The organism is Agrococcus sp. SGAir0287 (assembly GCF_005484985.1).
GTDB lineage: Bacteria > Actinomycetota > Actinomycetes > Actinomycetales > Microbacteriaceae > Agrococcus.
In genome coordinates, this window is record NZ_CP027942.1 from 615860 (window position 1) to 629149 (window position 13290).

Genomic DNA, 13290 nt, shown 5'->3' on the forward strand with positions numbered 1-13290 from the left:
GCCGCGGTCCCCGGGATCGCGCGCGCATCTCATCCCTGGGGATGAGCGGATCGTCCCCGCGGGCGTCGGGTTCGACTCGATCAGCTGGTCGAGGAGGCCGCGGCCGCAGGCTGCGGCCGTCGCGAGACCTCGGGGGACGACTGCCGCACTCCCGGCCCTTGAGATGCGAGCGCAGCGAGCCTCGAAAGGGTCCCTCGCATCGTCTGGTGCCTCCGTCAGCTGGTCGAGGAGGCCGCAGCCGCAGGCTGCAGCCGTCACGAGACCACGCGAGGTGCCCGCCCGGCGCGACCAGGAGCATGGCTGGGTGGGCGCGGCACTCGCGTGGTCTCGTGACGCGTGCTCGCCTGGCGGCTCGCGCGCTCCTCGACCGGCTGCGTGGGGGTGGTCACTGCACCGGCCCTTGAGGTGCGAGCGCAGCGAGCCTCGAAAGGGTCACGCGCATCGTCTGGTGCCACCGTCAGCTGGTCGAGGAGGCCGCAGCCGAAGGCTGCAGCGGTCACGAGACCACGCGAGGTGCCCGCCCGGCGCGACCAGGTGCGTGGTCGGGCAGGAGCCGCGGTCGCGTGGTCTCGTGACGCGTGCTCGCCTGGCGGCTCGCGCGCTCCTCGACCGGCTGACAGTGGCGACTGCCGCACGTCCGGCCCTCGAGGTGCGAGCGCAGCGAGCGCGGGACCTCAGCGGATCGCGAGCACGACCTTGCCGCGTGCGCGCCCGGACTCGACGCGCTCGAAGGCCGCCACGGCGTCCTCCATGGGATGGATCGCATCGATGCGCACGCGCACGTCGCCGGCCTCGATGAGCCGCCCGACGATGCCGAGGTTCGCGCCGTCGGGCTCGACCCGCACGCCCGTCGAGCGCAGCCCTGCAGCGGCGCACGCCTCGGGATAGCCGGGCCAGGAGCCGGTCGGCACGTTGACGTAGAGGCCGCCCGCGCGCAGCACGTCGAGCGAGCGCGAGCCCGTGTCGTCGTGCACGTCGCCGACGAGGTCGATGACGACGTCGACCTTCGCGACGACCTCCTCGAACCGCTGCCGCTCGTGGTCGACGACCTCGTCGGCGCCGAGGTCGCGCAGGAAGTCGAGGTTCGCCTCGGACGCGGTCGCGATCACGCGCGCTCCGAAGTAGCGGGCGAGCTGCACGGCGAAGTGGCCGACGCCTCCGGCGCCCGCATGCACGAGGATGCGCTGGCCCGAGTGGGCGCGAGCGATGCGCACGACCGCATCCCACGCCGTGAGCGCGGCGAGCGGCACCGCGGCGGCCTCCGCCCACGTGAGCGATGCGGGCTTCCGCGCGAGGCTGATGGACGACGCCGCGACGCGCTCGGCGAAGGAACCCCAGCCGCGGGCCGGGTTCGCCATGCCGAACACGGCGTCGCCGGGCTGCAGCTCGTGCATCTCGTACGCCGCCTCGGCGACGGTGCCGGCGAGGTCGAAGCCGCCCACCCACGGGAAGCGCTGGATCCCGGCCGCCGCTCCGCGACCCGCTCGCGTCTTCACGTCGATGGGATTGATGCCGGCGGCGTGCACGTCGACGAGCACCTCGGACATGAGCCGCACGGGCGCGGCGACCTCGCCGACGCGGGCGATGCTCGCGGGGCCGTGCTCGTCGACGAGCACGGCGCGCATGGTCTCGGACTGCATGTCGCGAACCTATCCGCGGGATATGACGCCGAGGTTTCGATCGTGCGGCGATCGCTAGCCTGGCTGCATGCAGCACGTGCGGGCCTCGACGGCCGATCGAGTCGTCGGCGCCCTCGCCGTCGTCGCGCTGGTCGCCGGCGCCGTCGTCATCGGCATCCAGCGCGCCCGCACCGAGCAGTTCATGTACATCTCCGAGCTCGGCGCCGTGGGCCTGCGCACCGAGGAGTGGTTCCGTTGGGGCTTCGTCCTCGTGATCGTCGGGATCGCGCTCGTCGGCTGGATCGTGCGCGACGTGCGCTCGCGGGGCCGGGTGCTCGACCGTTGGCGCCCGAGCCTCTCGCTCGTCGTCTCGGCGGCCTGGTTCCTCGTGGCGTCGCAGGTGAACTGCACCGACGGCTGCCCGGCGCCGACGATGCCGAACGCGACGCCGCGCGACGCCGTCCACATCTCCGCCGCCGTGCTGGGCTTCGCCGCCGGTGCATGGGCCATGCTGCAGCTCGCGACCGCGACCGACCGATGGATGCGGCGGCTGTCCGCGGTGGGCGGCGTCCTCGTCGCCTCCATCGCGGCGACGGGTGGCCTCATCTCGCTCGCACGAGCGAACACCGACGTCGGCTCCACGCTCGAGTACGTGGCCGCGGCCATCGGCGTCGCATGGCTGGTGACGCTCACGATCGTGCACCTCGTGCAGAGGCCCAGCGAGGAGCCGGTCGACGACGCGGAGCACCCGCGCGACCGCGTCGAGGCGACCTGACGCGACGCCGTCGCCTCAGAGCCCGGTGAGGAACGACCCGAGCTGCTCGCGGTACCAGGCCATGACGGCTGCCGCGCCGTCGTCGCGCGCGGGCGACACGAGCATGCGGCAGCCGAGCCCCGCGGCCCACTCCTCGGCGACGTGGAGCGGATGCACGGGGTCGCGAGGGCTCGCGAGCACGACGGACGCCGCGCCCAGCGCGCCGAGCTCCCCGGGCCGGTAGGCGCGATTCCGCGGGATCTCGAGCAGCCGCACGCGGCGCTCCCACGCGAGCTGCTGCGTCACCTGCGACTCGAGCGCCGTCGCGCCGACGGGGGAGATGCTGCGGACGGCGTCGTAGGGGCCGGATGCACGGAGCGCGGCGAGCGCGCCCTTCGCGCCGTGCCGTTCGAGCAGCTCGGCGATGACGGGGAAGACGGCGAGGTTCGCAGGCAGCGACTCAAGCGTGAACGACGGTCGCAGCGCCGCGAGCCGGTCGATGCGGAAGCGCCCCGAGAGCGCGACGCGCAGTCCGATCGCCGCACCCATGGAGACGCCCACGATGGTGACGGGGGAGCCGTCGTGCTCCGCGGCGAGCGCATCCGCGCACTCGGCGGCGAGCGCCTCGAGGGCGAAGTCGTCGCCTGCGCCCAGCAGCGGGCTCGCCCCGTGCGCGCGCACGTCGGGCGCGACGACGCGACTGCGCAGGTCCTTCGGCAGATACGAGAGGATGCTGGCGCTCGAGCCGCCGAGGCCGTGCAGGGCGAGGATCGTCATCGACGGTGTGCTCAGGCGGCGAGCAGTTCGAAGAGCCGATCCGCGGTGCGCACGAGCCGCGCGATCTCGGCGTCGTCGCGCTCGACCCACTGGTAGCGCGGCGGCCCGACGGGCACGTACTCGTCGTGCTGCTCCCACACGAAGAGCGTGCGCTCGGCGCCGAGCACGTGCTGCTGCCACCAGATCTGCCGCAGGTAGGGCTTGGGGATGCGCGTGAGGTCCTTCGCCGACGTCTTGATCTCGGCGAGCACGAGCCCGTCGTCGGCGACGCCGTCGGGCGTCGCGAGATGCCGGCGGTCGTCGACGGCGTGGAAGAGCGCGTTCGACGGCGCGATCGAGAAGTGGTCGGCCACCCACCGTGCGATGTGGGGCTCGCGGTCGCGCCCGTGCTGCGTCGCCGCGTTCCCCGAGAACCACGGGCCCCGCCCCTGCTTCTCGAGCACTACGGCCGCGATGGATCGCTCGGAGGTCATGCGGGCGACGTCGGTGGCGGTGACGCCCCTGGCGCGCGCCCGCAGCCAGGCGATCCGATCGCTCGAGCGGCACAGGATGCGGTCGAGGTGGGAGGGAGGCGGCGCCGCGACGACCTCGTCGAAGAGGTCGAGCACGGGGTGGTCCATGGAGTCCATCGTGGCACCGACGACCGACCTCGCGCGTCGAACGCGCCGACCGACCGAGCGGGCGCGTTCCATCCGTTCCGCATAGGAATGGCATAGGGTGACTCGTGCTCCGCGCATAGGCGTCTCTGGCTGGATGGAGAGCATGATGGACACCGCTCAGCAGCAGCTCCGGGCGCAGCCGCGCCTCACGAGGCCGGATGGATCCCCCATCCGCGTCCTCGTCGTCGACGACGAGCAGTCGCTCGCCGACCTGGTCGCCATGGGCCTCAAGTACGAGGGCTGGGAGATCAAGACCGCCGCCAACGGCCAGCAGGCGCTGCAGGCCGTGCGCGAGTTCCGCCCCGACGCCGTCGTGCTCGACATCATGCTGCCGGACTTCGACGGCCTCACCGTGCTGCAGCGCATGCGGTCGGCCGGCTTCGACGTGCCCGTCCTCTTCCTCACGGCGAAGGACTCGCTCGACGACCGCGTCGCGGGCCTCACCGCCGGCGGCGACGACTACGTCACGAAGCCGTTCGGGCTCGAGGAGGTCGTCGCTCGCCTGCGCGGCCTCATCCGTCGCACGGCTGCGACCGCCGAGGAGTCGAGCGTGCTCTGGGTCGGCGACCTCATGATGGACGAGGACTCCTACGAGGTGCAGCGCGGCGGCACGCCCATCGACCTCACCGCGACGGAGTTCGAGCTGCTGCGGTACCTCATGCGCAACCCGCGCCGCGTGCTGTCGAAGGCGCAGATCCTCGACCGCGTGTGGTCGTACGACTTCGGCGGCCGCGCGAGCGTCGTCGAGCTCTACATCTCGTACCTGCGCAAGAAGATCGACACGCTTGGCGAGCCGATGATCCACACGGTGCGCGGCGTCGGCTACCAGCTGCGCGCACCCCAGTGATCCTGGCAGCGCGGTGACGTCGACGCCGACCCGGTCGGCCTCGGACGCGTCGGCTGCGGACGCGTCGGGGCCCGACCTGCCGGTCGCGCGTCGCGTCACCTCCCGCTGGTCGCTGCGGCGACGACTGCTCGTGGCGGTCGTCGCCGCCTTCGTGCTGCTGACGTCCTGCATCGCCGTCGCGAGCGTGCTCGCGATGCGCGGAGTGCTGACGGGCCAGCTGGACGACCAGATCAAGGGATCGATGCGGGCGGTGCTGCTCGGCTACGTCACGACCGGCAACGCCGATCTCCCGGACGCGCAGGCCAGCCCGGAGAACAACCAGGTCTACGCCGGCACCAGCTTCGTGTTCATCCAGAACGGCGAGGCCGTGCGAGCGGCGACCCTGGGCGCCACCAGCACGGAGACGCTCTCGGACGAGAACATGGACCGGCTCGTGGCAGCGTCCACGGTCGGCACCTGCCAGACCGTGTCGCTCACGGACGGGATGGGCGACCAGCGGGTGTGCACGTCCACGGCGTTCGTGAACGGCCAGCCGCTCGGCGACCTCGCCGTCGCGCTGCCGCTGCGCGGCACGTATCAGACCCTCCTCGCGCTCTCGTTCGTCATCGCCGTGTCGGTGTTCGTCGCCGCGCTCGCGCTCGTCGCGCTCGGCGACGTGCTCATCCGCCGCGCGCTGCGTCCGCTCACCTCGGTCATCGCGACGACGGAGCGCATCTCGCAGCTGCCGCTCGACTCGGGCGAGGTGCAGCTGTCGAACCGCGTGCGCGTCTCCGATCCGGCGACCGAGGTCGGCCGCGTGACCGAGAGCGTCAACCGCATGCTCGAGCACATCGAGTCGTCGCTCGAGGCGCGCGCCGCCTCCGAGCGCAAGGTGCGCCAGTTCGTCGCGGACGCGTCGCACGAGCTGCGCACGCCGCTCGCCGCCGTGCAGGGCTACGCCGAGATCACCCGCAAGCACGACGACTCGCTGTCCGACGACGCCCGCGAGTCGCTCGGCCGCATCGAGGCCGCGGCCGCGCGGATGGCGTCGCTCGTGAACGACCTGCTGCTGCTCGCCAGGCTCGACGAGGGCACCGAGATCGAGCGCGGCACCGTCGACCTGTCGCTGCTCGTCATCGACGCCGTGGCGGATGCGCAGGCCGCCGGGCCCGAGCATCCCGTCGCGCTCGAGCTGCCGGAGGAGCCGGTGGAGGTCGTCGGCGATCTGCTGCGGCTGCAGCAGGTCGTGGCGAACCTGCTCGCCAACGCGCGCATCCACACGCCGCCCGGCACCCACGTGGAGGCGCGCCTCGCCACAGACGGCGACGAGGCGGTGCTCGAGATCGCCGACGACGGCCCCGGCGTGCCGCCCGAGCTGCAGGCGACGCTGTTCGAGCGATTCGTGCGCGGTGACGCGTCGCGCTCACGTGCCGCGGGCTCGAGCGGCCTCGGCCTCGCGATCGTGCGCGCGATCATGACCGCTCACGGCGGCGCGATCGACGTGCGCAGCGCTCCGGGCGACACCGTCTTCACGATCCGGCTGCCGCTCGCCGCATCGGACTCGGGACCCGCGGCCTCCGGCGACTGACACCGGCGAAGCAGGTGACGCTCAGGCTCGGTGGAGAGGATCGACGCATCCACCCATCGAGTCGAGGGAGAACCGCGTGCGCGCTGCCTGGGGAGTCGTCGGAGTCGGAGCGATCGTGCTGGCGGGACTGTCGGCGCCCACGGTCGCATCCGCGGAGGTCGTGGACGGGGGCGTCATCGCTTACGGATCGGGTGGCGCGATCACCGTGGAGACGGCGGGGGCGAGCGACACGCTGATCACCTACGACCATGCGGGTGGCGCCGGCGAGCACCTCATGGATCTCGCGCTGTCCGCCGACGGCGGCCGACTGGCCTTCCAGACCCTCGACTTCCGCTCCGGGGGCGACTATCGCACGGTCGTCGTCGACGTCGAGTCGGGCGAGATCGCGCTCGATCGTGAGGCCGACTGGACGACCGGCGGGTACCTCGTCGACATCTCGCCCGATGGCTCGCAGCTGCTGATGGCGGGCGGTGGCGGTGCGTGGACGGAGTCGATCGCGACGGGCACGCGGACGCCGCTGCCCGGCCTCGGCTTCGACGCCGTGCGCTACCCGACCGGCTTCACGCCCGACGGCGGCGAGATCGTCGCCGCGGTCAACGGCGGCCAGGGCATCGCACGATCGCTCGACGCCGTCGACGTCGCCACGGGCGCCGTGCGCGTCGTCGTCCCCGCGGTCGGATCCGAATGGGTCACGCCGGAGACCGTCTCCTACGACGGCACCGTGCAGTACTCGACCGTGTCCGCTTGCGGTGCGCCCCAGCCATCGTCGATCGTCGACGTCGACGGCACGGGCGCCGCCCCGTTCGCCCAGTCCGCCACCGACCACTCCGCCGTCTTCTCGCCCGACGGCGAGGAGGTGCTCTTCGTGCGCGACGCCCAACCGCGCATCCACCCGTGCGCGGGCGACACCTCGGAGCAGCCCGTGCAGGTGCTGCAGGCGCAGCGCGACGGGTCGAACGCGAGCGTCGCCTTCACGGCCGTCGCGTGGGACTGGGCGGGCACCGTCGTCGACGAGCCCGAGGAGCCTGCGCTCCAGACGCCGACGCGGCTGTCGGGCGCGAACCGCTTCGCGACGGCGGTCGCGATCGTGCAGGATGCCTTCCCGGAGGGTGCCGGCACGGTCTACCTCGTCTCGGGGGAGTCCTTCCCCGACGCGCTGTCGGCCGGTCCGGCCGCCGCGCACGAGGGCGCCCCGGTGCTGCTCACCATGCGCGACTCGCTGCCCGGCGAGGTCGCGGCCGAGCTCGAGCGTCTCGCCCCGAGCCGTGTCGTGATCGTCGGCGGAAGGGCTGCGGTCGGCGACGGCGTCGCAGCGGCGGTCGAGGCCATCGGCGCGGGTCAGGATGCCGACCCGATCTCGGTCGAGCGTCTGTCGGGACCCGACCGGTATGCGACGAGCGCCCTCGTCGCGCAGACCGTCTTCGGCACCGCCGACCTCGCCTACGTCGCCTCCGGCGCGAACTTCCCGGATGCCCTCGCGGGTGGCGCGGCCGCAGGCGCCTTCGGGGCTCCCATCCTGCTCGTCTACGGCGACTCGCTGCCTGCGGCGACCACGGGTGCGCTGGGCTCCCTGGGCGTCGACGCGGTCCGCGTCGTCGGCGGCACGGCATCGGTGTCGCCAGCGATGGCGGAGTCGATCGAGGACACGGGCGCATCCGTCGATCGGCTGTCGGGCCCGACGCGCTTCGAGACCGCCGTGCAGGTGAACCGGGCGTTCGATGCGGTCGAGCGCGCGTACGTCGCGTCCGGACTGGCGTTCCCGGACGCCCTCGCCGGGGCTGCGATCGCCGGTGCGCAGGGCGCGCCGATGTACCTGACGCAGTCGGGCTGCATGCCGCAGGCGGTCATCGACGACATCCGCCGCGTCGGCAGCCCGGCGGTGACCATCCTGGGCGGCACTGCCGCGGTGTCGCCGGCGGTCGCCGCGTACGCGTCCTGCGGCTGAGCGAACCGCCGGGCAGGAGGGGTGCGAGCGCCACCCGGACGGGGGTCGCACCCCTCCTTCGCACCGGCGCGATCGACGCGAGAGACGTGAGTGTTGCTCAGCCCTGAGCAGACCCCTATGCTCCACCTAGGCCGATGCCGTCGGCACCGCGTACCGGCGATGCCGTGCGCGCCATCCGACCCAGAGGCGATGCCATGCCCCGTCCCCTGCGCCGTGCGATCTCCGCCGGCCTCGTCACCCTCCTCGCGACCGCGGGCGTCGTCGGCCTCGGCGCGTCCGCCGCGACGGCCGACTCCACGCAGACCTTCTCGGGCACGCTGCAGATCGACGACCCGACCTGGGAGCGGCCCGACGGCTGCACGCTCCCGGATGTCGGCTTCGTCGGCAGCCAGAACTACGACGCGCAGCCCTTCACGGTGCCCGAGACGGGCGGCTACGCGATCGAGATGACCGCTGGCGACGGCGACGGCTACTTCTACCTCTACGAGGGCGCCTTCGACCCGGCTGCTCCGACGTCGAACTGCATCGACTACGACGACGACGGCGGCGCGGGCGTGCTGCCGCGCATCAATCGGCAGCTCGTCGCCGGCCAGCAGTACACCCTCGTCACGACGCAGTACTCGCAGCTGCCGGCGGAGGGCGTCGTCTTCTCGTACACGACGACCGTCTCCGGACTCCTCCCGACCGTGACGCTCGGGCTCCCGGACGGGCAGCCCCGCGTCGTCGCGCCCGGCACGCCGGCGCGCATCGCAGTGACGTTCAGCGCCCCCGTGACGGGCTTCGACGTCGACGACCTCGACGTCGAGACGGACTTCGGTCCGACGCCGGACGTCACCCTCACCGGGTCCGGCGCGAGCTACGTCGTGGAGCTCGGCCCGAGCGACGAGTACGAGCGCTACTTCGTCGCCGTCGAGGAGGGTGCGGCCGTGACCGACGGCGGGCTCACGACGCTCCCGTCCACCTACTTCGACGTCTTCACCGGCGTGCCGGTGACGGTGACCGCCGCCGAGTCGACGACGTCGACGAGCCCGGTGGCCTTCGACGTGGTCTTCGGCGACGCCGTGGAGGGTCTCACGGTCGAGGACCTCGTGGTCTCCGGCACTGCCGAGGCCTCGCTCGTCGAGTTCTCGGGCGAGGGCGACACCTACCGCGTGACGGTGACCCCGGCGAACCCCGGCACGGTCGAGCTCCGGGTGCCCGAGTTCGCGGCGCTCTTCGTCGCCCCGTTCGGCGAGGGGGGCGCCGCGCGGATCCCGAACGCCGCGTCGAACACGGCCTCGGTCGCGTTCGCGCCCGCCGGCCCGAGCGTGACCGTCGAGCAGGCCGCGGGCCAGGCCGACCCGACCGCGACGCTGCCCGTCGCCTTCGACGTCGTCTTCTCCGAGCCCATCGACGCCCTGGAGCCCGCCGACGTCGTGCTCGGCGGGACTGCCGGATCCACGACCGTCTCCATCGAGTCGCTGCCCGGCGACGCGCCGAACACCGCGTACCGCGTGCTCGTGACCGACGCCGCGCAGGCCGGCACCATCACGGTGTCGATCCCGGCCGGCGCCGTCGTGAACCAGGCGCTCGTCGGGAACACGGCGTCGACCTCGGTCGACAACGAGGTGACCTACGCACCGGTCGTCGCGCCGTCGCCGAGCGCACCTGCGCCCTCGACGCCGCCGGCCTCAGGCGGCACGCTGCCCCAGACGGGTGGCGCACCGGGCTGGCTGCTCGCCATCGCGGCGCTGCTGCTCGTCGCCACGGGTGCCGTCACGGTCCGACGCGCGACCGCGCGCAGCTGACGCATCCATCGCCGGCACGGGGCCGGTCGCCGCACGAGTTGCGGCGACCGGCCCCGTCCGTCTAGTCTGGGCGCATACCCAAGACCGCTGGTCATCGGCGTGCGCGCGAGCGCTCGACGACGAAGGTGGATCCGAGAGGATCCCGGCCCGCGCAGGTGTGAACTCCCCGCAGTGGGACGAGCTCCGTGCGCATGCGCCGGAGCTCCTTTCGTTTTCTCCGTCGGACCAGCATCCGATCAAGGAGCACCATGGCGAACAAGGAGACTGCGGTCGCCGAGCTCTCGAACCTGTTCGAGACCTCGGAGGCTGTCCTGCTCACCGAGTATCGCGGGCTCACGGTCGCGCAGCTGAAGACGCTGCGTCGATCGATCGCCGAGCACGCAACCTACGCCGTGGTGAAGAACACGCTCACGAAGATCGCCGCCAACAAGGCCGGCATCTCGGCGTTCGACGACAGCCTCCAGGGGCCGTCGGCGATCGCCTTCGTGCACGGCGACCCCGTCGCCGTCGCGAAGTCGCTGCGTGACTTCGCCAAGGCGAACCCTCAGCTCGTGGTGAAGAACGGCTACTTCGACGGTAGCCCGCTCACCGCGGAGGACGTCACCAAGCTCGCCGAGCTCGAGTCGCGGGAGGTGCTGCTGGCGAAGCTGGCCGGTGCCTTCAAGGCCTCGCTGTTCGGTGCGGCGTACATGTTCCAGGCGCCCCTCGCGCAGGCGGCTCGCACCGTCGACGCGCTCCGGGCCAAGCAGGAGTCCGCAGCCGAGTAGGGCTGTGGCTGAATCACAGGAGAAGAGATGGCAAAGCTGTCCACCGAGGAGCTGCTCGAGCAGTTCAAGGGCCTCACGCTCATCGAGCTGAGCGAGTTCGTCAAGGCGTTCGAGGAGACCTTCGAGGTCACCGCCGCCGCCCCCATGGCCGTGGCCGCTGCGCCCGCCGCCGGTGGCGCGGGCGACGCCCCCGCCGAGGAGGAGAAGGACGAGTTCGACGTCGTCCTCGAGTCCGCCGGCTCGGCCAAGATCCAGGTCATCAAGGTCGTGCGCTCGCTCACGTCGCTCGGCCTCGGCGAGGCCAAGGCGCTCGTCGACGGTGCCCCCTCCAACGTGCTCGAGGGCGCGAAGAAGGAGGACGCCGAGAAGGCCAAGGCCGACCTCGAGGAGGCCGGCGCGACGGTGACCCTCAAGTAGTCACCCGCTCCATCGCGAAGCCCCGCACCATCCGTGGTGCGGGGCTTCGTGCGTGCTCGGCGCGGACGGACGCGTGGGATGCTCGGGGCATGCTCGCCGAGACCGACGTCGCGCCCGGGGTGCTCGTCGTGACGCTGCCGGAGGCGGCGATGAACGCGGTGCTCGTGGTCGACGGCGGCGAGGTGCTCGTCGTCGACGTCGGCGCGACGCCGACGCGCGGCGCGCAGCTGCGCGCGCTCGCCGAGCGGCACGGGCGCGTCGTGGCGGTCGTCGTCACCCATTCGCATTGGGACCACGCATTCGGGCTCGACGCGTTCGCCGACGTGCCCGGCCACGCGCATCCGGCGACGATCGACGACCTGCGCGACACGGGGACGCTGCAGCGCGACGCGGTGGTCGCGCACCTCGAGGGCGCGGTGCCGGACGGGCTGCGCACGCTCGTGCCCCCGCTGCCGACGCATCCGGTCGCCGAGCGCACCACGCTGCGCGTCGGCGCGCTCGACGTCCGGCTCGACCCGGTCGGCCATGCGCACACGGTCGGCGACCTCGTGCTGCACGTGCCTGCGGTGGGCGTGAGCGTGCTCGGCGACCTCGTCGAGGTCGGCGATGCACCGCAGCTGCACGACGCCGACCTCGCCGGCTGGGTCGCCGCCCTCGATCGGATCGGGCCCGACCTGCAGCCGATCGTGATCCCCGGGCACGGTGCGGCGACGACGCCGTCGTTCGTCGCCGAGCAGCGCGACGTGCTCGCCGCTGGGCTCGCGCACCTTCGCGGCGAGGGGCAGGCGCCCGAGGGACTCGACCTCGAGCAGCTGCCCGGCTGACGCGCCTGCGCGTCGCGCAGGGCAGGATCGACGCATGGACCTCACGCTCGCGCACGCGCGCGCCCGCGACGCCGCCGACCCGCTCGCCTCGCACCGCGACCGCTTCGTGCACGCCGACGACCGCATCTACCTCGACGGCAACTCCCTCGGGCGGCTGCCGCGCGCGACGGTGCCTGCGATCGCCGACGTCGTCGAGCGGCAGTGGGGCGCGGGGCTCATCGGCTCGTGGCCGCGGTGGCTCGAGGACGCGCGGGAGACGGCGGATCTGCTGGGGCGCGTCGTGCTCGGCGTCGAGCCGGGGCAGGTGCACGTCGGCGACTCGACGACCGTGAGCCTGTACCGCCTCGCCGTGGCTGCCGTGCGGATGCGGCCCGGCCGCACGCGCATCCTCGTCGAGGCGGATGCCTTCCCGACCGACCTGTACGTGCTGGACGGCGTCGCGCGCGACCAGGGGCTCGAGGTGACGCGCATCCCCGCGCCGATCGACGACGGCGTCCGGGCAGAGCATCTCGCGCCGCTGCTGGACGAGTCGGTGGCGCTCGTGTGCCTCACCCACGTGCACTACCGCTCGGGCGCCCTGCTCGACCTCGCCGGGCTGACCTCGATGGCGCACGAGGTCGGCGCGCTGACGCTGTGGGACCTGTGCCACTCCGCAGGCTCCGTCGAGGTGCCGCTCGCCGCGTCCGGCGCCGACCTCGCCGTCGGCTGCACGTACAAGCACCTCAACGCGGGGCCGGGCGCACCCGCCTTCTCGTACGTGCGGGCCGACCTGCTGCCCGAGGTGCGCTCGCCGATCCAGGGCTGGTTCTCGCAGGCCGACCAGTTCGCGATGGCGCCCGACTACGACCCCGTCGCGGGCATCGACCGCATCGCTGCCGGGACGCCCGACGTGCGCGGCATCGCCGCCGTGCGCGAGGGCGTTCGGACCATCGAGGCCGCGGGGCTGCCGGCCGTGCGCGCGAAGGGCGCCGCGCTCGGGGACTGGACGATCGCGCTCGCCGACGCGTGGCTCGCGCCGCTGGGGTTCCGTGTCGCGAGCCCGCGCGACGCGGCGATGCGCGGCTCGCACGTCGTGCTCGAGCATCCCGAGGCGTGGCGGGCGTGCCAGGCGTGGATCGACGCGGGCGTGGTGCCGGACTTCCGCACGCCCGATCGGCTGCGCATCGGTCTCGCGGCGCTCACGACGTCGTTCGAGGACGTCTGGGTCGGCCTCGACCGGCTGCGCGCGATCGTCGCCGAGGGCCGGCACCTCGCGTACCCGACGGAGCGCGGCCGCGTGACGTGAGGGATCGGCGTCGGGAGTCGCGCTCCGGGTGCCGAGAGGTCC

12 protein-coding genes are annotated in these 13290 nt (G+C 73.0%); 9 read left to right on the forward strand and 3 right to left on the reverse strand.

The window, feature by feature from the left end; genetic code table 11:
- Nucleotides 1-674: 674 nt before the first annotated feature.
- Nucleotides 675-1640 carry an NADP-dependent oxidoreductase gene (locus C1N71_RS02910; RefSeq protein ID WP_254678074.1) on the reverse strand — a complete coding sequence of 322 codons (966 nt, stop codon included), beginning with the start codon at nucleotides 1638-1640 and terminating at the stop codon, nucleotides 675-677.
- Between the two features lie 67 nt (nucleotides 1641-1707).
- On the opposite strand from C1N71_RS02910, the gene C1N71_RS02915 reads away from it, so the two are divergent.
- Nucleotides 1708-2394, forward strand: coding sequence for a DUF998 domain-containing protein (locus C1N71_RS02915; protein WP_137755044.1), 687 nt, complete (start codon nucleotides 1708-1710; stop codon nucleotides 2392-2394).
- A gap of 15 nt (nucleotides 2395-2409) precedes the next feature.
- On the opposite strand, the gene C1N71_RS02920 is transcribed toward C1N71_RS02915, so the two are convergent.
- Together C1N71_RS02920 and C1N71_RS02925 are read right to left on the reverse strand one after the other, a co-directional pair.
- Nucleotides 2410-3150 (reverse strand): alpha/beta hydrolase, encoded by a 741-nt coding sequence (locus C1N71_RS02920; RefSeq protein WP_137755045.1) that lies wholly within the window; start codon nucleotides 3148-3150, stop codon nucleotides 2410-2412.
- Between the two features lie 11 nt (nucleotides 3151-3161).
- Nucleotides 3162-3770 (reverse strand): YqaJ viral recombinase family protein, encoded by a 609-nt coding sequence (locus C1N71_RS02925; protein ID WP_175414068.1) that lies wholly within the window; start codon nucleotides 3768-3770, stop codon nucleotides 3162-3164.
- A gap of 142 nt (nucleotides 3771-3912) precedes the next feature.
- Here C1N71_RS02925 and C1N71_RS02930 point away from each other — a divergent pair, with 142 nt between their 5' ends.
- The 8 genes from C1N71_RS02930 to C1N71_RS02965 all read left to right on the forward strand — a co-directional run bounded on the left by C1N71_RS02930 (nucleotide 3913) and on the right by C1N71_RS02965 (nucleotide 13248).
- On the forward strand, nucleotides 3913-4656 hold the full coding sequence (locus C1N71_RS02930) for a response regulator transcription factor (RefSeq protein ID WP_137755047.1): 744 nt from the start codon (nucleotides 3913-3915) through the stop codon (nucleotides 4654-4656).
- 13 nt (nucleotides 4657-4669) lie between these two features.
- Nucleotides 4670-6223 (forward strand): sensor histidine kinase, encoded by a 1554-nt coding sequence (locus C1N71_RS02935; protein WP_217496032.1) that lies wholly within the window; start codon nucleotides 4670-4672, stop codon nucleotides 6221-6223.
- 115 nt (nucleotides 6224-6338) lie between these two features.
- Nucleotides 6339-8168 (forward strand): cell wall-binding repeat-containing protein, encoded by a 1830-nt coding sequence (locus C1N71_RS02940; RefSeq protein ID WP_137755048.1) that lies wholly within the window; start codon nucleotides 6339-6341, stop codon nucleotides 8166-8168.
- 194 nt (nucleotides 8169-8362) lie between these two features.
- Nucleotides 8363-9955: an LPXTG cell wall anchor domain-containing protein gene (locus tag C1N71_RS02945; protein ID WP_137755049.1), complete on the forward strand. Its 1593-nt coding sequence runs from the start codon at nucleotides 8363-8365 to the stop codon at nucleotides 9953-9955.
- Between the two features lie 248 nt (nucleotides 9956-10203).
- Complete coding sequence (gene rplJ, locus C1N71_RS02950; protein WP_137755050.1) at nucleotides 10204-10722, forward strand: 50S ribosomal protein L10; 519 nt, start codon at nucleotides 10204-10206, stop codon at nucleotides 10720-10722.
- A gap of 27 nt (nucleotides 10723-10749) precedes the next feature.
- A complete protein-coding gene (gene rplL / locus C1N71_RS02955; RefSeq protein WP_137755051.1) occupies nucleotides 10750-11139 on the forward strand; it encodes a 50S ribosomal protein L7/L12 in 390 nt (129 codons plus the stop codon).
- A gap of 89 nt (nucleotides 11140-11228) precedes the next feature.
- On the forward strand, nucleotides 11229-11963 hold the full coding sequence (locus tag C1N71_RS02960; protein WP_137755052.1) for an MBL fold metallo-hydrolase: 735 nt from the start codon (nucleotides 11229-11231) through the stop codon (nucleotides 11961-11963).
- Nucleotides 11964-11997: 34 nt separating this feature from the next.
- A complete protein-coding gene (locus C1N71_RS02965) occupies nucleotides 11998-13248 on the forward strand; it encodes a kynureninase (RefSeq protein WP_137755053.1) in 1251 nt (416 codons plus the stop codon).
- The last annotated feature ends 42 nt before the right edge of the window (nucleotides 13249-13290 follow it).

Excerpts from the sequence above, each read along its gene's own strand:
- rplJ (WP_137755050.1), top strand. The coding sequence starts at position 10,204 with ATGGCGAACAAGGAGACTGCGGTCGCCGAGCTCTCGAACCTGTTCGAG.
- C1N71_RS02920 (WP_137755045.1), bottom strand. The coding sequence starts at position 3,150 with ATGACGATCCTCGCCCTGCACGGCCTCGGCGGCTCGAGCGCCAGCATC.
- C1N71_RS02960 (WP_137755052.1), top strand. The coding sequence starts at position 11,229 with ATGCTCGCCGAGACCGACGTCGCGCCCGGGGTGCTCGTCGTGACGCTG.
- C1N71_RS02930 (WP_137755047.1), top strand. The coding sequence starts at position 3,913 with ATGATGGACACCGCTCAGCAGCAGCTCCGGGCGCAGCCGCGCCTCACG.
- C1N71_RS02945 (WP_137755049.1), top strand. The coding sequence starts at position 8,363 with ATGCCCCGTCCCCTGCGCCGTGCGATCTCCGCCGGCCTCGTCACCCTC.
- rplL (WP_137755051.1), top strand. The coding sequence starts at position 10,750 with ATGGCAAAGCTGTCCACCGAGGAGCTGCTCGAGCAGTTCAAGGGCCTC.
- C1N71_RS02915 (WP_137755044.1), top strand. The coding sequence starts at position 1,708 with ATGCAGCACGTGCGGGCCTCGACGGCCGATCGAGTCGTCGGCGCCCTC.
- C1N71_RS02925 (WP_175414068.1), bottom strand. The coding sequence starts at position 3,770 with ATGGACCACCCCGTGCTCGACCTCTTCGACGAGGTCGTCGCGGCGCCG.
- C1N71_RS02910 (WP_254678074.1), bottom strand. The coding sequence starts at position 1,640 with ATGCAGTCCGAGACCATGCGCGCCGTGCTCGTCGACGAGCACGGCCCC.
- C1N71_RS02965 (WP_137755053.1), top strand. The coding sequence starts at position 11,998 with ATGGACCTCACGCTCGCGCACGCGCGCGCCCGCGACGCCGCCGACCCG.